The organism is Nocardioides halotolerans DSM 19273 (assembly GCF_000422805.1).
GTDB lineage: Bacteria > Actinomycetota > Actinomycetes > Propionibacteriales > Nocardioidaceae > Nocardioides > Nocardioides halotolerans.
The window spans coordinates 258,990-281,740 of the sequence record NZ_KE383923.1 but is presented as its reverse complement, the minus strand read 5'-3'; the positions used below and the strand labels follow the sequence as shown (position 1 = coordinate 281,740).

The window sequence follows — 22,751 nt, the reverse complement described above, 5'->3', positions numbered from 1 at the left end:
CCGCGCGACGGAGGCCGAGACGAGACCTAGGTATTGCCTAGGTGTTTGTGCTTCGATGGGGCCATGCCCTCGCGTCGCCGAGCCGCCTCGTCGGGCGTCGCCCTGCTCCTCTCGCTGGCGTCGGTCGCCGCGTGCGGCGACTCCGGCGGCGACGGGGGTCGCACGGTCACGGTCTACGCCGCCGCCTCGCTGACCGCGACGTTCACCGATCTCGCGAGGGAGTTCGAGGAGCAGCACGAGGGCGTCGAGGTCGAGCTCAGCTTCGGCGGGTCGTCCGACCTCGTCGCGCAGCTGCAGGAGGGCGCGCCGGCCGACGTGTTCGCGTCCGCCGACCAGGCCACCATGGACAAGCTGACCGCTGCCGGGCTGCAGGCGGGCGACCCGCAGGTGTTCGCGACCAACACCCTCGAGATCGTCACGCCGCCGGACAATCCGGCCGCGATCACGTCGTTCGCCGACCTGGCGGGTGACGGCGTCAACGTCGTGGTCTGCGCGCCCGAGGTGCCGTGCGGAGCGGCGACGGTCAAGGCCGAGGAGGCGGCCGGGGTGACGCTGAGCCCGGTGAGCGAGGAGCAGTCGGTCACCGACGTGCTCGCGAAGGTGACCTCCGGCGAGGCGGACGCCGGTCTCGTCTACGTCACCGACGTGACCGCGGCGGGCGGCGCGGTGCACGGCGTGCCGTTCCCCGAGTCCGGTGAGGTGGTCAACACCTACCCGATCGTGGTGCTCGAGGAGGCGGAGGACGGGGAGCTCGCCCAGGAGTTCGTGGACCTCGTGCTGAGCGACACCGGCCAGGGCGCGCTGGGGAGGGCGGGCTTTGGCCGCCCGTGAGCGCACCCGCGCGGAGCGGCCCGTCGGCCTGCCCCGGTGGCTCTACGTCCCGGCGGTGGTCGGGGCGGCGTTCGTGCTGCTCCCGCTCGTGGCGATCGTGGCGAAGGTCGATTGGAGCCACTTCGGCGACCTGATCACGTCCGAGGGGTCTCGCGCGGCGTTCTGGCTGAGCCTGAAGACGTCGGCCGCGAGCACCAGCCTCTGCATCGCCTTCGGGGTCCCGATGGCGGTGGTGCTGGCCCGCCGGCAGTTCCGTGGCGCCGCCGTGCTGCGGTCGCTGGTGCTGCTGCCCCTCGTGCTGCCGCCGGTGGTCGGGGGGCTCGCGCTCCTATACACGTTCGGGCGTCGAGGTCTGCTCGGGTCGGAACTCGACGCGCTCGGGGTGCAGGTGGCCTTCTCGACGGTGGCGGTCGTCCTGGCGCAGACGTTCGTGGCGCTGCCGTTCCTGGTCGTGTCGATGGAGGGCGCGCTGCGTACCGCGGGCCAGCGCTACGAGGTCGTCGCCGCCTCGCTGGGGGCCGGCCCGACGACGGTCTTCCGCCGGATCACGCTGCCGCTCGTGCTGCCCGGGCTGCTGTCGGGCGCGGTGCTCGCCTTCGCGCGGTCGCTGGGCGAGTTCGGCGCGACGATCACGTTCGCGGGCAGCCTGCAGGGGCGGACCCGGACGCTGCCGCTGGAGATCTACCTGCAGCGCGAGACCGACCCCGACGCCGCGGTCGCGCTCGCGCTGGTGCTGGTCGTCGTCGCGGTGCTGGTCATCGGGCTGGCCCGGCAGAGCAGGGGAGTGCTGTGAGCCTCGAGCTGTCCTGCGTCGTGGGCGAGCGGGGAGTCGACCTCGCGCTCGAGGTGCACAGCGGCGAGACGCTGGCCGTGCTCGGCCCGAACGGCTCGGGCAAGTCGACCGCGCTGGGCGTCGTGGCCGGCCTCGTGACGCCGGACGCCGGCCGCGTCGTGCTCGACGGCAGGGTGCTCACCGACGTCGGCCCCGGGCGGTCCGGCGTCCGGGTCGCGCCGCACGCGCGGCGTACCGCCCTCCTCGGGCAGGAGCCGCTGCTCTTCCCCCACCTCGACGCGCTGGAGAACGTCGCGTTCGGCCCGCGCAGCGCTGGTGCGCCGCGCGCGACCGCTCGGCGCGACGCCCGGCGCTGGCTCGACGAGGTCGGGGTCAGCGAGCTCTCCGCGCGGCGGCCGGGGCAGCTCTCCGGCGGGCAGGCGCAGCGGGTCGCCGTGGCGCGGGCGCTGGCGGCGGAGCCCGCGCTGCTCATGCTCGACGAGCCGCTCGCTGCCCTCGACGTCGCCGTCCTGCCGGCCCTGCGGCAGACGCTGCGGCGGGTCCTCGCCGAGCGCACCGCGATCGTGGTGACGCACGACCCGCTCGACGCCCTCCTGCTCGCCGACCGCGTCGTGGTGCTCGCCGACGGGCGGGTGGTCGAGCAGGGCCCGAGTGCCGACGTGCTCTCGCGGCCCCGCAGCCCGTTCGCCGCGCGGCTCGCCGGGCTCAACCTCGTGGCGGGCACCTGGCGCGACGGCAGCGTCGAGACCGCCGAGGGGCTGCGGGTGCACGGCTTGGTGGTCGGGGACCCGCCGGCGGCGGGGGAGCGCGCCATCGCGACGTTCCGGCCCGCGGCCGTGGCGGTCTACCGGGAGGCCGTCGAGGGCAGCCCCCGCAACGCGTTCGAGGTGACGATCACCGAGATCGAGCCGCTGGCCGACCTGGTGCGCGTGCACGCCGGCCCGCTGCACGCCGACGTCACCGTCCAGGCCGCTGCCGAGCTCGACCTGGTGACCGGGCTGGTGGCGACGTTCTCCGTCAAGGCGACCGAGGTCGCCGTCTACCGGGCCGCTTAGGCTGCGGCACGTGGCGGAGTACCTGCGGATCGGCGAGGTGGCCCAGGCGGTCGGGGTCAGCGTCGACACCCTGCGCCGCTGGGAGGCCGAGGGGCGCGTCACCTTCCAACGCCAGCACAACCAGCGCGTGCTGCCCGCCGACGAGCTCGCCCCGCTGATCGCGTCGCTGGCCGGCTCGTCATCGACCTCGAGCGCCCGCAACCGGATGACCGGCATCGTGGTCGCGGTCAAGCGCGACGGTGTGATGGCCCAGGTCGAGCTCGCCTGTGGCGACTACCGCATCGTCTCGCTCATGAGCCGCGACGCCGCCGACGAGCTGGGGCTCGAGGTCGGCCGCCCCGCGACGGCGGTGGTCAAGGCGACCAACGTGATCGTCGAGGTCGGTCAGGCCACGACGAGGTAGCGCTCGTCGGTGATCGGCCCGCCCCACAGGACCGGGTCGTCGAGGCGGTACGTCGCGGGCGCGCGCCCCGCGGATCGGAGGAGCTCCTCCGTCTCCGCGGCGGTGAGCCCGGCGCCGGTGTGCCACGACCCCTCGACGAGGACGAGCCGACCGTCGTCGTGGAGCAGGTCGACCCAGCGCGCGAGCGCGGCCGCCTTGTCGGGCAGCGCCCACAGGACGTGCCGGCAGAGCACCGCGGCGTACCGCCCGGGCTCGAGCGGCGGCCTGCCGGCGTCGGCCACCGCGAACGTGACCCCGGACCGGTCGGCGCCCTTCTCGCGGGCCCGCGCGACCATCTCCGGCGAGAAGTCGACGCCGTCGACGACGTGCCCGGCGTCCGCCATCAGCACGCTCAGCGTGCCGGTGCCGCACCCGAGGTCGGCCACCCGCGCGGGCGCTGCCGGCAGGTGCGCGGTGAGCAGCTCCAGCCACGCCGCACGTGTCGCCGGGTCACGCAGGCCGTGGTCGGGCTCGTCGTCGAACCTCGCGGCCTCGGCGTCCCACAGCTCACTCACCCGTTCGACCCTACGGTGGGGCCCAGGCACCCGGCAGGATGACCGTCGTACCGCCCGCCCCGGCGCCGGGCCGTCCGAGCGCCGCGAGCCGGTCGCCCGCGTCGGCAAGCCCGATCCGGTCGCGGAGGAGCAGGCCCGGGTCGAGGGTCCCCGCCGCGACCTGCGAGAGCAGCTCGGGGTAGTCGGAGACCGGCATGCCGTGGCTGCCGAGCAGCTGGAGCTCCAGTGCGAGCACCCTGCCGAGGTCGACCGGCGGAGCGGCGTCGTCGCCACCGAGCAGCCCGACCTGCACGTGCCGGCCGCGCGGCCGCAGGCACGCGATGGACGCCGCGAGCGACGTACGGCTGCCGAACGCGTCGAGCGACGCATCGGCGCTGCCGTCCAGGTCGCCGACGGCCACCGGTGTCGCGCCCAGCCGCTCTGCCAGCGCCAGCGAGGCCGGGTCCGGGTCGACCGCGAGGACCCGGGCGCCGAGCGCGACCGCGACCATCACCGCAGACAGCCCGACGCCTCCGCAGCCGTGGACGACCAGCGTCTCGCCGGCCCGCACCCGGCCGACGTGCACGACCGCGCGGTAGGCCGTGGCGAAGCGGCAGCCGAGGCTCGCGGCGACGTCGGACGGCACCGACTCAGGGAGCCGGACGAGGTTGAGGTCGGCCCGGGGGAGTGCGACGAGCTCGGCGAAGGAGCCCCACTGGGTGAACCCGGGCTGGCGCTGGTCCTCGCAGACGTGGCCGTCGCCGCGCGCACACGAGCCGCAGCGACCGCAGGCGAGCACGAACGGCGTCGTCACCCGGTCGCCCACCGCCCACCGGCGCACGCCGGGACCGGTCTCGACGACGGTTCCGGCCAGCTCGTGGCCGGGCACGTGCGGCAGCGCGATGCCGGGGTCGTGGCCCATCCAGCCGTGCCAGTCGCTGCGGCACAGCCCCGTCGCCTCGACGGCGATGACCACCCCGTCGGGCGGGCAGGCCGGGTCGGGCGTCTCGGTCAGCTCCGGCGTCTCGCCGAAAGCCTCGAAGACCACTGCGCGCACGACGTCACCCTAGGGGGCCGCTCGGCGGGGGGCTTGCGTGCGTGACGTCCTCCGCCAAGAGCGGATCCTCAGCCGGACGGAACCTTTCGGTGGGTTCAGGGGATCCTCTGAGTGTGGCCACCACCGACGACGAGGACTTCTCGGCGTTCGTGGCCGCTCGATGGAGCTCGTTGGTGCGCACGGCCATCTACCTCGGCAGCCCGCAACCCGAGGCCGAGGACTTCGTGCAGACGGCCCTGCTCCGCTGCTACCGCTCCTGGTCGCGGGTGCAGGCGGCTGATCGCGCCGACGCCTACGTCTACCGAGTGCTGGTCAACACGAGGAACAAGGCGCTGGGGCGACGTTGGCACCGGGAGCAGTCCACCGACCAGCTGCCCGAGGAGGAGACCGACGACTTCACGCTGGCAGTCGGCGCCCGCGCCGATCTGAGCCGCGTCCTGCGCGGGCTCAGCCCGGACCACCGAGCAGTCCTCGTGCTGAGGTTCGTCGCCGACCTGACCGAGCAGCAGACGGCAGACGCCCTGGGGGTGGCGGTCGGCACGGTCAAGAGCCGGGTGTCACGAGCGCTGGCCAGCATCGATCCGGCGCACGTCCGAGAGGAGTCCAGATGAACGTCTTCGAGCTCCAAGTGCTGGCAGAACGCGCGCGGTCGGAGGACGACCTTTCGACGCGGCCGCCGACCGACCTGCTCGAGCGTGCGCGACGCGCACGTCGCGGCCGTCGCCGGGTAGTGGGTGCAGCGCTGGCTGGCTCTGTCGCGGTGGCCGTGATCGGCGTCGCGGCAACAGCCTTCACCGGCGGCGATCCCGACGCGACGCCACCATCGACGATTGGTCAGCGAGATGCACCTGCTGGCGACCCCGCGACATGGGTCGTCGAGGACCCGCGGGAGCTCGGCGCGACGACCACGTCGTTCAGCGTGCTCGTCTCCCGCTACTCGTGCGGCGAGAACGGCCCAATCGACCCGCCCGTGATCACCTACGAGGCATCCCGGATCGTGGTGAGGCTGTCGGTTGCTCGACTCGAACCCGGCGTCGTCTACGACTGCGTCGGGCACCCCGGGGCACCGTACGACGTGGTGCTCGAGCAGCCGATCAACGGCCGCAACCTCGTCGACGGCGCGTGCGAACCCGGGCAACCCGCCGCCACCTCAGGGGCCTGCACGTTCGTCGATCCGGTCCGCTGGAGCCCGACCGACAACGCGTCGACCAACCCCTGCTACGGGACGGCGGCGCTGCTCTTCCAGGACGGGCGCAACTACAGGGTCTTCCCCGAAGGGGGTCACGTCACCTTGTCCGCAACCGGCCCGGTCGCGTGGACGACACTCGGGCCGTGCGCCGACGAGCTCCGCTACCGACTCGACTCGGAGGACGTCGCGACCTCACCCATCCCTCGCGCGGGCCTGGTGCTGAGGCCCGGATCTCACCGCCTCACGGTCGAGATCCCGATGTGCGCCGGCCGGGGCGGCGACTGTCGAGGAGGACTCATCAGCGTCACGTCCCACATCGAGGTCCGCTGACGTCGCTCGGCGGAGGACCTAGCCGACCGGCTTGCTTCGCACCATCCGGCCGAGCTTCTTGAGCTGGCCACCGAGGTTGCTCCGGCTGGTCTCCTCGAGCCAGCCGTTGGGGAACGACAGGCGCAGCACGCGGTGCCAGGCGGAGCCCACCTGTCGCACCAGCGGCCGGGTGTTGTAACTGAGCCCGTAGCGCTGGAAGAGGTCCTCGACCTCGGGAGCGATCTCGCGGTAGCGGTTGCTCGGCAGGTCGGGGAAGCAGTGGTGCTCGATCTGGTGGGAGAGGTTGCCGGTCATCAGGTGCATGAACGGGCTGCCCGAGATGTCGGCGGAGCCGAGCATCTGGCGGACGTACCACTCGCCCCTGGTCTCGTTCTCGTCGAGCGACTCGAGCTCGAAGGTCTCCACACCCTCGGGGAAGTGCCCGCACATGATCACCGAGTGGCTCCACACGTTGCGGGTCAGGTTCGCGACGGCGTTGGCGGCGAGCGTACGGCGGAAACCGCGGCCGGAGAGGGCCGGGTGGACGACGTAGTCCTTCGCTGCCTGCTTGCCGGCCTTGCGCAGCGCCTGCCGCAGCCGGACCTTCGTCTCGTCGGGCATGCCGCGCTTGCCGCGGATCGCCTCGCCGAGGTCGGCGTCGTACATCGTGATGCCCCACTCGAAGATGCAGGCCGTCACGAAGTTCCAGAACGGCTGGGCGAGGTGGCGGGGCTGCCACTCCTGCTCCTCGGCGACCCGCATGATGCCGTAGCCGAGGTCGTTGTCCTTGCCGACGATGTTGGTGTACTTGTGATGGGTCTCGTTGTGGGCGCGCTTCCATTGCTCGGGCGGGGAGGAGTGGTCCCAGTCCCAGGTGGAGGAGTGGATCTTCGGGTCGCGCATCCAGTCCCACTGGCCGTGGAGCACGTTGTGCCCGATCTCCATGTTCTCGAGGATCTTGGCCAGCGAGAGGCTGACCGTGCCGACCCACCACGCCGAGCGGCGCTTGCCGGCCAGCAGGACCACGCGGCCGCCGAGCTCCAGGGCGCGCTGGGCGGCGATCACGCGCCGGATGTACGCCGCGTCGCGCTCGCCGCGGCTCGCGATGACCCGCTGGCGGATCGCGTCGAGCTCGGCGCCGATCGCCTCGAAGTCCTCGCGGCTCAGGTGGGCCGTCGGGCCCTCGGGCCGGGACTGGGCCTTGCTCGGGGCCTCGGCCTCGGTCTGGGTGTGGGTGTCTACGACGGTCACGCGTCCTCCGTGGTGGGGGGCGTTTGGGGATCGCCATCCTCGGGGGAGCGCGATGACTGGACCCGAGCATGGCAGAGACGGACAACGGGGGCCATTCAGCACGCTCGGTGGGCTGGTACCCGTTCGCACCCCGGTCTCACGCCGGTCCGACCCTGAAACAGAGGCCGAAGTACCCGAACCTCGGAGTCGAGGGCCCTGTCGCTCCATTTGCCCATGTGCGTACCATCGCGGAGATCGCGGTCAGGGAGTGGTACCGCGACGCTCAACCTCGTCATTCACCGAAAGGCATGTCCAAATGAACTTTGCCCGTATCGCATCGCGCGTGGCCGTGGGAGGCGTCAGCGCTGCGCTGGCGACCGCAGGCCTCGTCGGTGTCACGACCACGTCGGCCTCGGCGGCCACTGCCACGACCAACTACACCTGCTCGGTGCCCGGTGTCTTCACCGACACCTTCCCGGTCTCGGTCACCGTCCCGCTGATCCCGGCCACGGCACCCGCGGGCTACCCGGTCCCGGCCGGTCTGCTGTCGTTCACCTCGACGCTGACCGCACCGGCGACCATCGCTCCGACGCTCACCGGCCTCGGCATCAACGGCGCCAAGTCGACCGACTTCGGCACCGCCTTCGGCGACAAGGTCGCGCCGGCTCCGGTCACCTGGGGCACCGCCACGACCAACCCCGACACCTCGGTCACGCTGAGCGGCTCCGGCTCCAACGCGGCGTTCACCCTGCCCGAGGCCGGGACCTACGCGGTCAACATGCCCAAGCAGTTCACGCTGATCCCGACGGTCAACGGCAACCCCTTCCCGGCGAGCGCCACCTGCACCTCGGCCGCGCCGTCCACGATCGCCTCGATCACGCTGAGCAAGCAGCCGGTGCAGATCAAGGCCAAGGCCCCGAAGTCGGCCAAGGTCGGCAAGGTCGTCACCGTCAAGGGCAAGGTGTCCAACGACTACTCCAAGACCGGCGGCGAGGCCGTCACCGGCAAGGTCATCGTCAAGGACGGCAAGAAGAAGGTCGGCACGGCCAAGATCAAGAACGGCAAGTTCACCGTGAAGGTCAAGGGCCTCAAGGTGGGCACCCACTCGCTGACCGTCTCCTACAAGGGCGACGGCTTCACCGACAAGGGCGTGAGCAAGGCCATCAAGGTCAAGGTCACCAAGTGACGCTGTAGCACCCGACGCTGCAGCACCCGACGCTGCAGCACCCACGCAGCACCGCACGACGGCCACGGGCTGTCGGTCCCTCACCGGACCGGCAGCCCGTGGGCCGTTTGCGACGATGGCCGGGTGAAGCGACAGCTGCCGAAGGCCCAGGACCTGGCTCCGCTGCTCAGGTTCAAGAAGCCGGTGCTCTCACCGCGCGAGCGCCGGCTGGCGGCGGCGCTGACGATCGAGGACCTGCGGCGGATCGCGCGGCGGCGTACGCCGAGGGCCGCGTTCGACTACACCGACGGCGCGGCCGACGGCGAGGTCTCGCTGGCGCGCGCCCGGCAGGCGTTCGCCGACGTGGAGTTCCACCCCGCCATCCTCCGCGACGTCTCGGAGGTGGACACCGGCCGCGAGGTGCTGGGGCAGCGCTCGGCGCTGCCGTTCGGGATCGCGCCGACCGGCTTCACCCGGATGATGCAGACCGAGGGCGAGGTCGCGGGCGTGACGGCGGCCGAGGCGGCCGGCATCCCCTTCAGCCTCTCCACGATGGGCACGACGTCCATCGAGGACGTCGCGGCCGCCGCGCCAGGGGCGCGGAAGTGGTTCCAGCTCTACATGTGGAAGGACCGCGACCGCTCCATGGCGCTGGTCGAGCGGGCCGCGAGGGCGGGGTTCGACACGCTGCTCGTCACCGTCGACGTGCCAGTCGCCGGGGCGCGACTGCGCGACGTGCGCAACGGGATGACGATCCCGCCCACGCTCACCCCGCGCACCATCGCCAACGCGATCCCGAGGCCGGCGTGGTGGTTCAACTTCCTCACCACCGAGCCGCTGGCGTTCGCGTCGCTCGACGCGTGGTCGGGCACGGTGGCCGAGCTGCTGGACACGATGTTCGACCCGACGGTCACCTTCGAGGACCTCGCCTGGATCAAGGAGCAGTGGCCGGGCAAGGTCTCGGTCAAGGGCGTGCAGACCGTCGACGACGCCGTACGCCTCGCCGAGCTCGGCGTCGACGCGATCATCCTGAGCAACCACGGCGGCCGCCAGCTCGACCGCGCGCCGGTGCCCCTCCACCTGCTGCCGTCGGTGGTGAAGGAGGTTGGCGCGGACCTCGAGGTGCACCTCGACACGGGCATCATGTCGGGCCAGGACGTCGTCGCGGCGATCGCGCACGGCGCGCGGTTCACGCTGGTCGGCCGGGCCTACCTCTACGGCCTGATGGCCGGCGGCCGCCCCGGTGTCGACCGTGCCATCGAGATCCTGCGCGGCCAGGTCGAGCGCACGATGCGGCTGCTGGGCGTCCGCTCGCTCGACGAGCTGGAGCCCGGTCACGTCAGCGCCCTGCGCCGCCTCGGCTGACGTCGAGCTCGTACCACGAGCCCTGCTTCCTGCCGATCTCCGACGGGTCGGCCGGTCCGGTCTCGACGAAGCCCGCCCTGAGCAGCACCCGCTGCGACGCGACGTTGTCGTGCGACGTGGCCGCGCGCAGGGTCGTCAGCCCGTGCCGGCCGGCGGCGTACGCGCACACCTCGAGCACCGCCGCCGTCGCCAGCCCCCGGCCCGTGGCGCGCTCGGCGAGGCGGTAGCCCAGCTCCGCCACGCCCTGGTCGTGGATGATCAGGTTGAACCGCCCCACGACCGACCCGTCGTCCTCGACGAGCACGTAGTAGGCGCCGGTGCCCTCCACCTGCTCGGCCAGCCGCTCGCGGTGCCGCTCGTCGAAGTGCTCGAAGAACTCCTCGCCGCGGTCCGTGATCGACCGCGCGAAGAACGCCCGGTTCTCGCCCTCGAACGCCAGGATCGCCGTCGCGTGATCTGCGCGCAGGGGCTGCAGCTCGGGCATGGGGCCATTCTTGCCGCTGAGGAGCGACGCCGGCCGTTCGGGCGAGTACGCCGAACGAGGGAGACGGGCCGTGCCTCGATCAGGATCATGCCGCGTCTTTCGCGGCGGAAGGCCACAAATGTCCGGCTCGCCGGATCTCGGCGAAGTCCAGGCGGCTAGACCGCCAACCAGGACTGCGGCGCGTGGCGCGGAAGACCTGCTCGGGACCCGACCACGGCCATCCACAGCTGCTTCACGGCGGCGGGCAGCACTGTCGGCGGTCACTGCTTGACTGGTTTCGTGCTCGGGACACAGGGGTTGGAGTCGATGAGCGAGGCGGAGCTCCTCGCTGCGGCTGACCTGTGCGCCGAGACCGCGCGGCAGGCCGAGGTGGGGCTGCTGCGGATCGCCTACCAGTGGGCCGTCGTGCACGCGCCCGGGCGGCTCGACCCGACGGAGTCGGCCAAACCGGGCCGCGAGAAGGCTCGACAGCTGGGCGGCCCGGGCACGCCGGAGGTGTGCGAGTTCGCGGCCGCGGAACTGGGCTTGCGGATCGGGCGGACGACGTACGCCGCCGCGCAGCTGATGGCCGACGCGCTCGACCTGCGCCACCGGCATCCGGAGCTGTGGCGGCGCGTCGAGACGGGCGAGGTCCGTGCCTCCTACGCGCGACACGTCTGTGCCAAGACCCGCGAGCTGACCGTGGAGCAGGCCGCCTACGTCGACCGCGCCGTCGCGCAATCGGCGGACGGCCGGATCCCGTGGTCGCGGTTCGAGGTGCTGGTCGAGGCCAAGGTCGCGCAGGCCGACCCCGAGGCCGCCCGGTCGAGGGAGGAGGCCGCGAGCGAGGCGACGTTCGCGAGGAAGCTCCGCCAGCAGGGCAACGGCATGGGCACGTTCATGGTCCGTGCCGACCTGCCGACCATCGACCAGGTGGAGGCCGCGGTCAGCGCGCTCGCCGCCACCCTCGTCGAGGAGATCGACGACGAGGACCAACGGCGCGTCCAGGCCGTCCGGATGCTCGTCACCCCGACCGACGAGCCCGCGGCCTCCGTCGACGACCTGGCGCCCCAGGTCCACCTCTACCTCCACGCCTACGCCGGGCCCGACGCCACCGGTGTCGCGCGCCTGGAGGGCCACGGCCCGGTCACCGAAGCCTGGGTCACCCGCGTCCTCGGGCCGCGAGGGCGGTTCAAGGTCATGCCGGTGATCGACCTGGCGGGCCAGGCGCCGGTCGACTCCTACGAGATCCCCGACCGACATAGGCAGGCCGTGCATCTGATGACGCCGGCCGACACCTTCCCCTTCGCCTCCAGCCTGTCGCGCAAGCAGCAGGTCGACCACACCGTCCCGTTCGACGAGGGTGGTGAGTCGGGCGTGGGCAACTACGGGCCGATGACCCAGACCCACCACCGCATCAAGACCCATGGCCCCATGGAGGTCCGGCAGCCCTTCCCGGGCATCTACGTCTGGCGCGACCGGCACGGTGCCTTCTACCTCGTCGACCACACGGGCACCCGTCGGGTGCGCCGCCCCGATCTCTCGTGCGAGCTCTACCGCGGCCCGGTCATCGAGCTCGCGCTGGCGTCCTGACCGGGGCATTCGCTCCGGTGGAGGGTCTGCCGTACTGTCGAGCGCACGCCGTCGATCGGCGTGTCCTCGTCCTCCAGGCCGCTCGAGCGGGCCAGATCGGGTACCCACCTCCTCGTGCAGCCGCTGCCCACGCATGACGCCCTCCCGGCGACGCGACCGCGCCTGCGGACCGTGCTGCGCCGGCTCAGCGTCAGCCTGACGGTCGCCTGCGTGGTGCCGGCGGTGCTGTTCCTGGCCGCCTACGAGCTGGCCGGCGTGTGGCCGGCGATGCTGGTGGCGATGGCGTGGTCCTACGGCGCGATCGCCTGGCGCGCCGCGACCGGACGGCGTACGTCGGGGCTGCTCGTGCTGACCTCGGCGGTGCTCACCGGGCGGACCGTGATCGCGCTGGTCGCGCACAGCACGTTCTTCTACTTCCTCCAGCCGATCATCACCGACAGCGTGGTGGCCGCGGCGTTCCTGCTCTCCCTCGCGACCGCGCGCCCGCTGGTCGCCCGGCTGGCCGGCGACTTCTACCCGATGGACGCCGAGCTGTCGCTGCGGCCGCGGCTGCGCAGGCTGTTCTGGCACCTCACGGCGATGTGGGCTGTCGTCTGCCTGGCCAAGGCCGCCGCGATGTTCTGGGCGCTGAGCTCGCTCTCGCTCGACACGTTCGTGCTCGTCAAGAGCATCTCCATGCCCGCGGCCAACCTGCTGGCCGTCGCGGTCACGATCGGCGCGGCCGTCCTCGTCGCGCGCAAGGAGGGCCTGGTCGGCGCTCCCCAGCCGGCGCTCGCCGTCGCTGCCTGACCCGCGCGCGCTGCGGGTACCGCCCCGCCATGACCGACACCACCCAGCCCGACACCGACGACCGCGCCAAGCTCGTCGAGCTCATGCGCGACATGTACGTCGCCATGTTCACCACGACCTCCGAGGACGGCACGCTCGAGGCCGTGCCGATGGCCCGGCAGGAGGTGGAGCCGTCGGCGGAGCTGTGGTTCATCACCGCGCGCGACACCCGTCACGTCGCCAACCTCTCCGCGCGGCCGCACGTCGGTCTGACGTTCTCCAGCCGCGACGCGTGGGTGTCGATCCACGGGACAGCCACCGTCGTCGACGACCGCGCCAAGCTCGAGGAGCTCTGGAACACCTTCGCCGAGGCCTGGCTCCCCGGCGGCCCGGAGGACGACAACGCCACGCTGATCCGCGTCGACGCCGAGGGCGGGGAGTACTGGGACTCGCCCGGCGGCAAGGTGGCCTCCCTGCTGAGCTTCGCCAAGACCAAGCTCACCGGGGCGACGTACGACGCAGAGCACGGGACGGCCGACCTCTGAGGTGACCGGTCCCAGCGACTGGCTGCTCACGCAGTCCGAGCGCGGCAACCCGGCGACCCGGCTCGACGATCGGCACCCGGGCGATGAGGCCTGGTCGGAGGGCAACCTGGTCCGGCCGCTGATCCACGGCGCGACGTACTTCGCCGAGCTGTACCAGCGGATCGAGGCGACCCGCGAGGGCGACCTGATCTTCTTCACCGACTGGCAGGGCGACGCGGACGAGCGCCTCACCGGCGAGCCCGGCAGCGAGGTCGCCGAGGTGCTGTGCCGCGCCGACGAGCGGGGCGTCGACGTGCGCGGGCTGGTCTGGCGCTCGCACAGCAGCGCGATCGGGTTCACCTCCGACGAGAACCTGCGCCTGGGCCGGACCCTGCAGAAGCGCGGCGCCGAGGCGATCCTCGACATGCGCGTGCGCACCGGAGGCTCGCACCACCAGAAGCTCGTCGTCATCCGCCACCGCGACGACCCGTCGCGCGACATCGCGTACGTCGGGGGCATCGACCTGTGCCACTCGCGCCGCGACGACGCCGACCACGGCGGCGACCCTCAGGCGCAGGACGACCTCGCCGAGGAGTACGGCCCGACCCCGCCGTGGCACGACGTGCAGGCAGCCATCACGGGACCGGCCGTGCACGACGTCGAGACGGTGTTCCGCGAGCGCTGGGAGGACCCGACGACTCTGTCGCGCAGCCCGGTCATCCTGCTGCGCGACCGCCTCCGCGGCCTCGACACGAGCCCGGACCCGCTGCCCGAGCAGGCGCCGCCGCCCCCGCCCGTCGACTCGCCGGGCCACGTCGTGCAGCTGCTGCGCACCTACCCCAACCTCCGGCGCGGGCGCGACTACGCGTTCGCCCGCGGAGGCGAGCGCAGCGTCGCGCGCGGCTACACCAAGGCCGTCGCGCGGGCGCGCCACCTGATCTACGTCGAGGACCAGTACCTCTGGGGCGACCACGTGGGCGGCGTCTTCACCCAGGCGCTCCAGGACCACCCCGACCTGCACGTGATCGCCGTCGTGCCGATGCACCCCGACGTCGAGGGGTTCAACCGCACCGCCCAGCTCCTCGGGCGCCAGCGGGCGATGCTCGAGATGGCGAGGGTCGCCCCGGACCGGGTGGCGATCTACGGGGTCGAGAACCACGCCGGCACGCCGGTCTACGTCCACGCCAAGGCCTGCGTCATCGACGACACCTGGGCCACGATCGGGTCCGACAACTTCAACCGGCGCTCCTGGACCCACGACTCCGAGCTGTCCGCCGTCGTCTTCGACCCGGCGGGCGCCTACGCGCGCGACCTGCGCCTGGCCCTCGCCGCCGAGCACCTCGACCGCTCCCAGGACGACCTGGACGACTGCGCCGACGCGGCCGGCATGTTCGCGGCGTACGCCGACTGCGCCGCCGCGCTCGACCAGTGGCACGCCGACGGGCGGGTCGGCCCGCGCCCACCGGGCCGGCTGCGTCGCCTGAAGCCGCCCGAGCTGGGGCGGGTGAAGCGGGCGCTGGTGCTGGGCCACTACCTCCTCGTGCACGACCCCGACGGGCGCCCCAAGCCGCTGCGCAAGCGCGACGAGTTCTAGCCCCCGACGACGATCGCGACCTTGCCGCGCACCCGGCCGGCGACGAGGTCACGCATCGCCTGCGCGGCGTCGGCCAGCGGGTAGGTGTCGCCGACGCTCGGGGTGAGGTCGCCCGCGTCGATGAGGGCGGTCAGCCGCTCGAGGTCGGCGGCGCCCTCCTTCGGCAGCCGCAGGGTCAGCCGCTGCCGGGAGAACAGCGACACGACGAGCCCGCGCAGCTGGCGGCCCATCCCGAGGAGCTTGCCGGCGTCCTCGCCGCCCACCAGCACGGCCGTGCCGGTCGGCGTCAGCGCCCTGCGCAGCCGGGACAGCGTCGTGTTGCCTGCGATGTCGATGATCGCGTCGTAGTGGTCGGCGACGGCGGCCAGGTCGTCGACGGCGTAGTCGAGGACGTGCGTGGCGCCGAGTGACCGCACCAGGTCGGCCTTCGCCGCGCTGCACACGCCGGTGACCTCGGCGCCTGCGGCGACCGCGATCTGCACGGCGTAGCTGCCGACGCCGCCCGAGGCGCCGGTGACGAGCACGCGCTGGCCGGCTCGCACGCGGGCGAGGTCCGACACCGCCTGCACTGCGGTGATCGCCGAGATCGGCACCGTCGCCGCCTGCTGGTGGGTGAGTCCCGTCGGCTTGGCTGACAGCTTGCCCGCCTTCGCGACGGCGTACTCCGCGAACGTGCCCGAGCCGATGCCGTAGACCTCGTCGCCGGGCGCGAACGCCGTCACCGCGGCGCCGACCGCGACGACGGTGCCGGACACGTCGAGGCCGGGCACCGGCTGCCGGGGCCGGCGAAGGCCCATCGCCAGGCGCACGGCGTAGGGCGTCCCGGTCATCAGGTGCCAGGTGCCGCGGTCGAGGCCGGCGGCGTGCACGCGCACCAGGACCTCCTCGGCACGCAACGCGCGGGGGGCCGGTCGCTCGGCGGGCCGGAGGACCTCGGCGTCGCCGTAGCCGTCCTGCACGATCGCGCGCATCGTCGGGGGGATCGTCGCGGGGATCGTCGAAGCCGGGTGGGTGGAGGTCGGAAGGGCGGTGGTGGTCATGGCGTCTCCTGGAGGTTTTCGTACTTAGTACGAAAACGGTATCGTACAATGTACGACGTGTCCAGGGAGCCGCTCAGCCGCGATCGCGTCCTGCGGGCCGCCCTCGCCGTCGCGGACGAAGGCGGCCTCGACCGGCTGACCATCAGGTCGCTGGCGGAGCGGGTCGGCGCGAAGCCGATGTCGCTGTACCACTACGTCGCCAACAAGGACGACATCCTCGACGGGCTCGTCGACCTGGTGTTCGCCGAGATCGAGCTGCCCGAGCCCACGGGCGACTGGCGCGCGGAGATGACGAGACGAGCCCGCTCCGCCCGGGAGGTGCTGCGCCGGCACCCGTGGTCGATCGGCCTGCTGGAGTCGCGGACCAGCCCGGGGCCGGCCACCCTCCGCCACCACGACGCCACCATCGGTGCCCTGCGCGCGGGCGGGTTCACCGTCGCCCAGACCGCGCACGCCTACGCGGTCCTCGACGCGTTCGTCTACGGTTTCGCGATCCAGGAGGCGTCGCTGCCGTTCGAGGGCCCGGACGGCGCCGCCGAGGTGGCGGGACCGATCATCGAGCTCATGCAGGCGGGGGAGTACCCACACATGGTCGAGTTCGCGACGGAGCACGCCCTGCTGCCCGGCTACGACTTCGGCGCGGAGTTCGGCTTCGGGCTCGACCTGGTCCTCGACGGCCTCGGCCGGATGCTGGCGAACGTCGACGCCTCGTGACCCGCGGCTCGGGGAGTGGTGCGCCGCCCGAAGGGCTTGCGCCCTCAGGGCGGCGCCCCTACCCCCCAAGCACCCGCAGGCTAGCCGCGCCGGTCGGCCCGCGCGAGTCGGTCTAGGGCACCGCCGCGGCTCAGGCCAGTGCGGTGCAGAGCAGCTGGGGCTCCCCGATCGCCGGGTAGACGGAGACGGGCGGCGTGGACGTGTTCTGAGCCAGCACCGCGAGGCGGAAGGGCAGCGCCAGCGCGATCTGGAACGGCTGCGCCGTGCCCGGCGACAGCGACGGTGACGCGTAGACCTCCACGTCGTCGGCCAGCAGGCGCAGCTGCGCGCTCGAGCCGTCCGCCGACTCGTCCCTGACGCCGACGACGCCCCGCATCGCCTGGCAGCGCCGGCCCAGGGTGTAGCGCGACTCCCAGGTCTTCGGCGAGCCCGTGGTGAACCACCCGCGCACCGACTGACCGTTGAGGTTGAACGGCGAGATGCCGTTGTCGTTGACGCCGGTGGTGCGCACGTAGGGGTCGAACGACCCGAGCGTGAACCAGTGCCAGACGGTGCTGAGGACCGGGTCGGAGGTCACCGGCCTGCCCTTGGCCCGCACGAGCTTGGCGCGGTAGGTCAGCACGGCGTCGTCCTCGCCCGCGGTCAGCCGGAAGGAGTACGTCTTCTTGCGCTTGGCCTTCGCGGTGCCCACCGTGCGCCAGCTGTGGCCGCTGCCCGAGGCGACCTGCTGGAGCAGCTGCACCCGGGTGGCGTCGTTCGCGCGGCCCAGCTTGACCACGACCGTGAACTGCTCGCCCTCGACCACGTTCGGGGGCACCGTCAGGGTGACCTTGGGCTTCTTCGCCCGGGCGGCGTGGTCCGCGGTCGCCGACACTGTCGACACTGTCGACACCGTCGACACCGTCGACAGCGCCGGCACCGCGGCAAGGACGAGCGCGGTCGTCACGACCGCGCCGAAGGTGCGCGTCATCAAAGGTCTCCCTCTCCCGCCGGAGACCGTAGCGGCGCGCGCGTGCGTCGCGGGCCGGAATCGGGCTGGTCAGCCCGAGTGGTCCACAGCGGGGGACGGGAGGATCAACAGGCGATCTGGGTCCGCAGGTCGCCCAGGATCCGCTGCAGCAGCCGCGACACCTGCATCTGGGTCACCCCGAGCAGCTCGCCGATGTCCTTCTGGCTGCGCTCCTCGAAGAAGCGGAGGAACAGGATGTCGCGGTCGCGCTCCGACAGGCTCTGGAGCACCGGCCCGAGCGTGGCCCGGGCCTCGGCCGCGGACTGCTCGGCGTCCTCGGACTGGAGCAGCTCGCCCAGGGTGAGCCCGCTGCCGTCACCCACCGGCTTGTCGAGCGACGACGGCTGGAAGCACCCGTAGGCCTGCAGGGTCTGGTCGAGCTCCTTGCGTGAGCAGCCGACGTCCTTGCTGAGCTCGACGTCGGTGGGCTCACGGCCGAGGTCCTGCGAGAGCGACTCCACGCTGCGGTTCACCCGCCACTGGAGCTCCTGGACCCGCCGCGGCGGCCGGACCATCCAGCTCTGGTCGCGGAACCAGCGCTGCACCTCGCCGCGGATCGTCGGGACGGCGTAGGTGAGCAGGTCGGGGCGCACGCTCGGGTCGAACTTCTGCACTGCCTTGACCAGGCCCTCGAACGCCGCCTGGTGCAGGTCCTCGGTCGCGACGCCGCGTCCGCGGTAGCGGTTGGCGATCGCCTCGGCCACGCACCGGTTGATGAGGATGACCTCGTCGAGGAGGGCGGTACGTCGTTCGTCGTCGTCGGTCGCCTGCGCCTCGCGCAGGAGCTCGTCGGTGCGGATGCTGCGCTCGGCCCGCGAGAGCTGGGCAGGTCGGTGCGCAAGAGAGATGGTGGCTGTGTCGGCCATGTGGGTGGGTCTCGTTCCCGGAGATGCGGCCCACGCCGGCTGTTTCAGCGGAGGAAGAGAGGCACCAGAGAAATGCCTTCGGGGTGTCTGTACCCAGTAGGCGCGTGTCGTGAACCTCGCGGGCTCACCTCTAGGGGTGGCCGGACTCACAGCCGGTCCGCGGTCGCAGCTGCCGCGGCGGGGTACAGGCGAGGCGGTGCCCCTCCCGAATCTTGCGGGAGGGGCACCTTCCGGCGTCCGCATGCGAGTGATCCTTGGTCACCCGCATTGAGGTGTCGTCCGGTCGCCCGAGGGATGTCGGCGGTGACCACGCTACGAACTCGGTGCCCGAGCCGTCCATGACCCGAAAGGACGGCTGGCAGGTAGTCCTTGATCATCCCGGTCTCTTGGACTTCCATTGACCGTCACAGGACTGGACGGCTCGGGAGAAGGGATTCGGCCGATGACCAGCCAACCCCTCAGCGTCGGGGTCTACAGCCCGCAGGAGATCGTCCACGAAGGCGTGGTCGCCATCCTCTCCCGGCACCCCGACAAGGTGACCGTCGTCCGCCTGCCGTCCGTGCCGGGTGACCCCGACCCCGACGTCGTCCTCTACGACGTGATCGCGCTCCTCCGGGGCGACACCGCGACGCTCTCCTACCTGGTCGAGATGTCGACGTCGAAGGTGCTCGCCGTGGGGCGCGACCTCAGGCCGGACCTCGTGTGCCGGGCGCTGGCGAGCGGCGTCGACGGGTTCTTCGACCTCGGGGTGGACGAGAAGCAGCTGCTGACCGCGGTCGAGGCCGCCGCCTCCGGGTGGGAGGAGGGCGCGGAGGAGGCGAAGGCGTCCCGGCTGGGGGCCGACGTCGGGCTGAGCGAGCGCGAGGTCGAGGTGCTGACCCTCATCGCGCGCGGCCTGCCCAACCAGCAGGTCGCCGCGCGGTTGTTCTTGAGCATCAACTCGGTCAAGACCTACGTACGGACGGCGTACCGCAAGATCGGCGTCGAGAGCCGCTCGGAAGCGGTCGGCTGGGCGATCCGGCACGGCTTCGGCTCCGAGGAGCCGGGAACATCAGAGGTGGTACGCCATCAGGGACTCGAACCCCGAACCCGCTGATTAAGAGTCAGCTGCTCTGCCAATTGAGCTAATGGCGCTCGCGCTTCCGCGACCACCAACGTTACCAGCGCCGATGGCTCGGTCGAAATCGGTGACCGTCACCCGGGAGCGGCTCTCGCGTTAGCCTGCACACGCGTCTCGTCCCTGCCGTGAGGACCCCATGAAGCCCTTCGTACGCCGCTCGCTCGTCGCCCTCGTGGTGGCGCTCGCCCTCGTGCTGCCGACCTCGGCGCCCAGCCAGGCGGCGATCCCGCGGCCGCACGACGACCCGTTCTACGCGTTCGACAGCGCGGCGCTCACGAACGTGCCCCGCGGGACCGTGCTGCGCAGCCGCACCGTCAGCGTCGGCGTGCCCGGCACCGGCGCGGGCGTCGTGCCCGCCACGCAGCTGCTCTACCGCACCCAGGACGAGCAGGGCCGGCCGACCGCGACCGTCACGACGGTGGTCAACCCGACCGGGCCGGTCAACCTCGGGCTCGTCGCCTACCTCAGCTTCTACGACGCGCTGGGCGACATCTGCTCGCCGAGCTACACCCTCCAGGGCGGCGACCCGGGGGCGGCCAACGCGACGACGGCGTACGCCGAGACCGGCCTGGTGCTCGCGCTGGCGGCGCAGGGCTACGCCGTGACCGTGCCCGACTTCGAGGGCCCCGACCTGCACTGGGTCGCGGGCCACGAGTCGGGGTGGAACACCCTCGACGGCATCCGGGCGACCGAGTCGTTCCTGGGCATGCCCAGCAGTCAGAAGGTCGGCCTGTTCGGCTACTCGGGCGGCTCGATCGGCGGCGAGTGGGCCGCCGAGCTCGCGCCGTCGTACGCCCCGGAGCTGAACATCGTCGGCACCGCCATCGGCGGCATCCCCGTGCACCTCGCCCACAACACGCGCTACGTCAACGGCAGCGACACCTGGTCGGGCGTCATCCCGGCGGTGCTGGTCTCCCTGGGCCGTGCGTTCGGCATCAAGACCCACAAGTTCGCGTCGAAGTACGGCAAGCAGGTGATGGCCGAGGTCGAGGACCAGTGCATCGGGTCGTTCAACGGCAACTACCCCGGCCTGCGGGTCCAGCAGCTGCTGAAGAAGAAGTACCGCGCCTTCCTCAAGGTGCGGCCCTTCGCCCGGACCATCAACAAGCTGATCATGGGCAGCGTGCCCGGTCACCCGCAGATGCCGATGTTCATGGGCGTCGGAAACGCCGACGGCACCGGCGACCACGTCATGGTCGTCAAGGACGTGCAGGGCCTCGCGCACCAGTACTGCAGCGAGGGCGTGCCGGTCCAGCTCAAGGTCTACGACGGCGCCGAGCACACCCAGGCCGGACTGCAGTTCTTCCCCGAGGCCCTGACGTTCCTCGCCGGCCGGTTCGCCGGGCTGCCGTTCGCCGGCAACTGCGCCGAGATCCCGGTCGGCAACTCCCTGGCGCCGTTGAAGATCCGCAAGAAGCGCAAACACCACCACGGCCACCACCACGGCCACCACCACGGCCACCACCACGGCCACCACCACGGCCACCACGGCCACCACTAGCGCGAGGCCAGCACCGCCTGCGCGGCGTTGTGCCCGGCGACGCCGGACACGGCGCCCCCGCGGCGCGCACCAGCGCCGGCGAGGAACACCCGCGGCAGCCCGGTCGGCACGCCCCACTGCTGGTCAGGCGTGTCGAGCCGGGCCCGGTTGTTGGCCCACGGCCAGTCCAGCGGCCCGTGGTGTCCCTGCCCGCCGGGCATGGCGAGCTCCTGCTCGACGTCCTGCGGGCTGCGCGCCTCGAGGCACGGGTCGCCGTGCGCGTCGCGCGCCACGACCGAGTCGACGGGGTCGACGAGGTGCTCGTCGAGCGCCGCGATCGCCCGCCGCACCGCCTCCTCACGACGCCCGAGCGGGTCGTCGGCGAAGGCCGGCTCCGGCGTCAGCAGCGTGGTGATCGAGAGCGTCTGCGTGCCGGGAGCCACCTCGCCGAGCAGGGTCGGGTCGGCCAGCGACGGCGAGCTCACCTCGGACGGGACGACCGTCGGCAGCCGTCCCTGCAGCGCCTCGTCGTACGCCGCCTGTAGCTGGGCGTACGCCGACCCGACGTGCAGGGTGCCCGCGAATGCCACCTCCGGGTCGATGCCCGACTTCAACCGGGGGAGGCGGTCGAGCAGGAGGTTGATCTTGAGCGTGGTGCCGACCGGCTTGGACTCGGGGTCGTCGGGCTCGCCGAGCAGGATGTGCAGCACCCACGGCGCGACGTTGGCGAGCACGAACCTCGCCTCGACGGTGGCCGGACCGCCGGCGGTGTCGAAGTCGATCTCGCTGAGCTCGTCGCCGGCCCGGATCGCCGAGACGCCGGCACCGACGCGGATCTCGGCGCCGGCCCCGGCGGCGGCTCGCGCCAGGGCGTCGGAGAGGGCGCCCATCCCGCCCACCGTCACCAGCTGCTCGCCGGTGCCGTGCCCGATCAGCCGGTAGAGGAAGGTGCGGTTCTGCTCCAGTGACGGATCGTGCAGCCCGGCGAGCGACCCGACCAGCGCGTCGGTCGCGACGATGCCGCGCACGGTGTCGGTGGCGAACCGCTTCTCGATCACCTCGCCGAGCGGCGTGGTGACGAAGTCGCGCCAGGTCGCCGGGTCCACGTGTGCGGCGAGGTCCTTCTCCCACGGCAGTGGCTGCAACAGGGTCGGCTCCACGGCGCGGGCCATCGCGGCCACCTCGGAGTAGAAGCTGCACCACGCGTCGTACTCACGGCTGCTGTCGGTCAGCTCGAGGAACGACGTGCGGGTGCGCTTGCCCTCGGGGTTCTCGACCAGCAGCCCGCGGTGCCGTCCGTCGGCCAGGTAGGGGGTGTACGACGCGACCGGCCGGGAGGCGAGCCCGACGTCGAGCTCGAGTTCGGCCATCAGCCGCACGGGCATCAGCGAGACCAGCTCGGCGTAGCGGGAGACGCGTGTCGGCCGGCCCGCGAAGGGCTGGGCGGTGGTGGTGGCGCCGCCGACGCGGTCGAGGCGCTCGAGGACGAGCACCGAGAGGCCTGCGCGGGCGAGGTAGGCCGCGGCCACGAGCCCGTTGTGGCCGGCTCCGACGATCGCGACGTCGTACCGCCCGAAGGCGGTGTGGGGGGTCGTCACGACCTCAACCTAGTCGGCCGGGGTGCGGCCGGCGCACGGGCGGAATATGCAA

At 72.4% G+C, this 22,751-nt stretch carries 24 protein-coding genes and 1 tRNA gene; 15 read left to right on the top strand and 10 right to left on the bottom strand.

The window, feature by feature from the left end; translation table 11 throughout:
- Positions 1 to 63: 63 nt before the first annotated feature.
- From modA to G514_RS0116060, 4 genes are read left to right on the top strand one after another with little or no spacing between them, the layout of a single operon-like run.
- On the top strand, positions 64 to 831 hold the full coding sequence (gene modA, locus G514_RS0116075; RefSeq protein ID WP_028652581.1) for a molybdate ABC transporter substrate-binding protein: 768 nt from the start codon (positions 64 to 66) through the stop codon (positions 829 to 831).
- Positions 818 to 1,624: an ABC transporter permease gene (locus tag G514_RS0116070; RefSeq protein WP_028652580.1), complete on the top strand. Its 807-nt coding sequence runs from the start codon at positions 818 to 820 to the stop codon at positions 1,622 to 1,624. The genes modA and G514_RS0116070 overlap by 14 nt, the downstream gene beginning before the upstream one ends.
- Positions 1,621 to 2,679 carry a sulfate/molybdate ABC transporter ATP-binding protein gene (locus tag G514_RS0116065; protein ID WP_028652579.1) on the top strand — a complete coding sequence of 353 codons (1,059 nt, stop codon included), beginning with the start codon at positions 1,621 to 1,623 and terminating at the stop codon, positions 2,677 to 2,679. Before G514_RS0116070 ends, G514_RS0116065 begins: the two co-directional genes overlap by 4 nt.
- 10 nt (positions 2,680 to 2,689) lie before the next feature.
- A complete protein-coding gene (locus G514_RS0116060; RefSeq protein ID WP_028652578.1) occupies positions 2,690 to 3,082 on the top strand; it encodes a TOBE domain-containing protein in 393 nt (130 codons plus the stop codon).
- Here the strand turns inward: G514_RS0116060 and G514_RS0116055 are convergent.
- Both G514_RS0116055 and G514_RS0116050 read right to left on the bottom strand, forming a co-directional pair.
- A complete protein-coding gene (locus G514_RS0116055) occupies positions 3,064 to 3,636 on the bottom strand; it encodes a class I SAM-dependent methyltransferase (protein ID WP_028652577.1) in 573 nt (190 codons plus the stop codon). The genes G514_RS0116060 and G514_RS0116055 overlap by 19 nt on opposite strands.
- A gap of 10 nt (positions 3,637 to 3,646) precedes the next feature.
- The gene (locus G514_RS0116050; RefSeq protein WP_028652576.1) at positions 3,647 to 4,672 is read right to left on the bottom strand and encodes a zinc-dependent alcohol dehydrogenase family protein; all 1,026 of its coding nucleotides are present in this window, start codon (positions 4,670 to 4,672) and stop codon (positions 3,647 to 3,649) included.
- Positions 4,673 to 4,785: 113 nt separating this feature from the next.
- On the opposite strand from G514_RS0116050, the gene G514_RS0116045 reads away from it, so the two are divergent.
- Both G514_RS0116045 and G514_RS0116040 read left to right on the top strand, forming a co-directional pair.
- Positions 4,786 to 5,283 (top strand): SigE family RNA polymerase sigma factor, encoded by a 498-nt coding sequence (locus G514_RS0116045; RefSeq protein WP_036565041.1) that lies wholly within the window; start codon positions 4,786 to 4,788, stop codon positions 5,281 to 5,283.
- A 149-nt stretch (positions 5,284 to 5,432) separates the two neighbouring features.
- Entirely contained in the window at positions 5,433 to 6,191 is a 759-nt protein-coding gene (locus tag G514_RS0116040; protein ID WP_157544872.1) for a hypothetical protein, read from the top strand.
- Positions 6,192 to 6,209: 18 nt separating this feature from the next.
- On the opposite strand, the gene G514_RS27205 is transcribed toward G514_RS0116040, so the two are convergent.
- Complete coding sequence (locus G514_RS27205) at positions 6,210 to 7,421, bottom strand: fatty acid desaturase family protein (RefSeq protein ID WP_245582242.1); 1,212 nt, start codon at positions 7,419 to 7,421, stop codon at positions 6,210 to 6,212.
- Between the two features lie 322 nt (positions 7,422 to 7,743).
- Between G514_RS27205 and G514_RS30735 the strand changes: the two genes are divergently transcribed.
- The gene (locus G514_RS30735; protein ID WP_028652573.1) at positions 7,744 to 8,586 is read left to right on the top strand and encodes an Ig-like domain repeat protein; all 843 of its coding nucleotides are present in this window, start codon (positions 7,744 to 7,746) and stop codon (positions 8,584 to 8,586) included.
- Between the two features lie 123 nt (positions 8,587 to 8,709).
- Complete coding sequence (locus G514_RS0116025) at positions 8,710 to 9,930, top strand: alpha-hydroxy acid oxidase (protein ID WP_028652572.1); 1,221 nt, start codon at positions 8,710 to 8,712, stop codon at positions 9,928 to 9,930.
- On the opposite strand, the gene G514_RS0116020 is transcribed toward G514_RS0116025, so the two are convergent.
- Complete coding sequence (locus tag G514_RS0116020) at positions 9,905 to 10,414, bottom strand: GNAT family N-acetyltransferase (RefSeq protein ID WP_028652571.1); 510 nt, start codon at positions 10,412 to 10,414, stop codon at positions 9,905 to 9,907. The genes G514_RS0116025 and G514_RS0116020 overlap by 26 nt on opposite strands.
- 306 nt (positions 10,415 to 10,720) lie before the next feature.
- Between G514_RS0116020 and G514_RS0116015 the strand changes: the two genes are divergently transcribed.
- From G514_RS0116015 to G514_RS31350, 4 genes are all read left to right on the top strand, one after another.
- Entirely contained in the window at positions 10,721 to 11,986 is a 1,266-nt protein-coding gene (locus G514_RS0116015) for a DUF222 domain-containing protein (RefSeq protein ID WP_028652570.1), read from the top strand.
- Between the two features lie 114 nt (positions 11,987 to 12,100).
- Positions 12,101 to 12,775, top strand: coding sequence for a VC0807 family protein (locus G514_RS0116010; protein WP_051247544.1), 675 nt, complete (start codon positions 12,101 to 12,103; stop codon positions 12,773 to 12,775).
- Between the two features lie 29 nt (positions 12,776 to 12,804).
- Positions 12,805 to 13,299, top strand: a complete 495-nt coding sequence (locus G514_RS0116005) for a pyridoxamine 5'-phosphate oxidase family protein (RefSeq protein WP_028652568.1) — start codon at positions 12,805 to 12,807, stop codon at positions 13,297 to 13,299.
- A 1-nt stretch (position 13,300) separates the two neighbouring features.
- Positions 13,301 to 14,872 carry a phospholipase D-like domain-containing protein gene (locus G514_RS31350; protein WP_028652567.1) on the top strand — a complete coding sequence of 524 codons (1,572 nt, stop codon included), beginning with the start codon at positions 13,301 to 13,303 and terminating at the stop codon, positions 14,870 to 14,872.
- On the opposite strand, the gene G514_RS0115995 is transcribed toward G514_RS31350, so the two are convergent.
- Positions 14,869 to 15,912: an NAD(P)-dependent alcohol dehydrogenase gene (locus G514_RS0115995; RefSeq protein WP_245582241.1), complete on the bottom strand. Its 1,044-nt coding sequence runs from the start codon at positions 15,910 to 15,912 to the stop codon at positions 14,869 to 14,871. The genes G514_RS31350 and G514_RS0115995 overlap by 4 nt on opposite strands.
- Positions 15,913 to 15,960: 48 nt before the next feature.
- On the opposite strand from G514_RS0115995, the gene G514_RS0115990 reads away from it, so the two are divergent.
- On the top strand, positions 15,961 to 16,626 hold the full coding sequence (locus G514_RS0115990; protein WP_028652565.1) for a TetR/AcrR family transcriptional regulator: 666 nt from the start codon (positions 15,961 to 15,963) through the stop codon (positions 16,624 to 16,626).
- A 130-nt stretch (positions 16,627 to 16,756) separates the two neighbouring features.
- Here the strand turns inward: G514_RS0115990 and G514_RS0115985 are convergent, their stop codons facing one another.
- The 3 genes from G514_RS0115985 to G514_RS31175 all read right to left on the bottom strand — a co-directional run bounded on the left by G514_RS0115985 (position 16,757) and on the right by G514_RS31175 (position 19,386).
- Positions 16,757 to 17,596: an NPCBM/NEW2 domain-containing protein gene (locus G514_RS0115985; RefSeq protein WP_028652564.1), complete on the bottom strand. Its 840-nt coding sequence runs from the start codon at positions 17,594 to 17,596 to the stop codon at positions 16,757 to 16,759.
- A 104-nt stretch (positions 17,597 to 17,700) separates the two neighbouring features.
- Entirely contained in the window at positions 17,701 to 18,501 is an 801-nt protein-coding gene (locus tag G514_RS0115980) for a sigma-70 family RNA polymerase sigma factor (RefSeq protein ID WP_036565039.1), read from the bottom strand.
- A 636-nt stretch (positions 18,502 to 19,137) separates the two neighbouring features.
- The gene (locus G514_RS31175; RefSeq protein ID WP_245582239.1) at positions 19,138 to 19,386 is read right to left on the bottom strand and encodes a hypothetical protein; all 249 of its coding nucleotides are present in this window, start codon (positions 19,384 to 19,386) and stop codon (positions 19,138 to 19,140) included.
- On the opposite strand from G514_RS31175, the gene G514_RS31170 reads away from it, so the two are divergent.
- Positions 19,373 to 19,597 (top strand): response regulator transcription factor, encoded by a 225-nt coding sequence (locus G514_RS31170; protein WP_245582263.1) that lies wholly within the window; start codon positions 19,373 to 19,375, stop codon positions 19,595 to 19,597. The genes G514_RS31175 and G514_RS31170 overlap by 14 nt on opposite strands.
- Here G514_RS31170 and G514_RS0115970 read toward each other — a convergent pair.
- Positions 19,560 to 19,635, bottom strand: a tRNA-Lys gene (locus G514_RS0115970). The two genes, G514_RS31170 and G514_RS0115970, sit on opposite strands and share 38 nt — an antisense overlap.
- Before the next feature lie 122 nt (positions 19,636 to 19,757).
- Between G514_RS0115970 and G514_RS27200 the strand changes: the two genes are divergently transcribed.
- The gene (locus tag G514_RS27200) at positions 19,758 to 21,122 is read left to right on the top strand and encodes a lipase family protein (protein WP_051247543.1); all 1,365 of its coding nucleotides are present in this window, start codon (positions 19,758 to 19,760) and stop codon (positions 21,120 to 21,122) included.
- Here the strand turns inward: G514_RS27200 and G514_RS0115960 are convergent.
- On the bottom strand, positions 21,119 to 22,699 hold the full coding sequence (locus G514_RS0115960) for a phytoene desaturase family protein (RefSeq protein WP_028652561.1): 1,581 nt from the start codon (positions 22,697 to 22,699) through the stop codon (positions 21,119 to 21,121). The genes G514_RS27200 and G514_RS0115960 overlap by 4 nt on opposite strands.
- Between the last annotated feature and the right edge of the window lie 52 nt (positions 22,700 to 22,751).

Bases quoted from the DNA above. Each gene is read 5' to 3' on its own strand.
- modA (WP_028652581.1), top strand. From the start codon at position 64: ATGCCCTCGCGTCGCCGAGCCGCCTCGTCGGGCGTCGCCCTGCTCCTC.
- G514_RS0116020 (WP_028652571.1), bottom strand. From the start codon at position 10,414: ATGCCCGAGCTGCAGCCCCTGCGCGCAGATCACGCGACGGCGATCCTG.
- G514_RS0116015 (WP_028652570.1), top strand. From the start codon at position 10,721: ATGAGCGAGGCGGAGCTCCTCGCTGCGGCTGACCTGTGCGCCGAGACC.
- G514_RS0116005 (WP_028652568.1), top strand. From the start codon at position 12,805: ATGACCGACACCACCCAGCCCGACACCGACGACCGCGCCAAGCTCGTC.
- G514_RS0115995 (WP_245582241.1), bottom strand. From the start codon at position 15,912: ATGACCACCACCGCCCTTCCGACCTCCACCCACCCGGCTTCGACGATC.
- G514_RS0115990 (WP_028652565.1), top strand. From the start codon at position 15,961: ATGTACGACGTGTCCAGGGAGCCGCTCAGCCGCGATCGCGTCCTGCGG.
- G514_RS0115985 (WP_028652564.1), bottom strand. From the start codon at position 17,596: ATGACGCGCACCTTCGGCGCGGTCGTGACGACCGCGCTCGTCCTTGCC.
- G514_RS0115980 (WP_036565039.1), bottom strand. From the start codon at position 18,501: ATGGCCGACACAGCCACCATCTCTCTTGCGCACCGACCTGCCCAGCTC.
- G514_RS31175 (WP_245582239.1), bottom strand. From the start codon at position 19,386: ATGAGGGTCAGCACCTCGACCTCGCGCTCGCTCAGCCCGACGTCGGCC.
- G514_RS27200 (WP_051247543.1), top strand. From the start codon at position 19,758: ATGAAGCCCTTCGTACGCCGCTCGCTCGTCGCCCTCGTGGTGGCGCTC.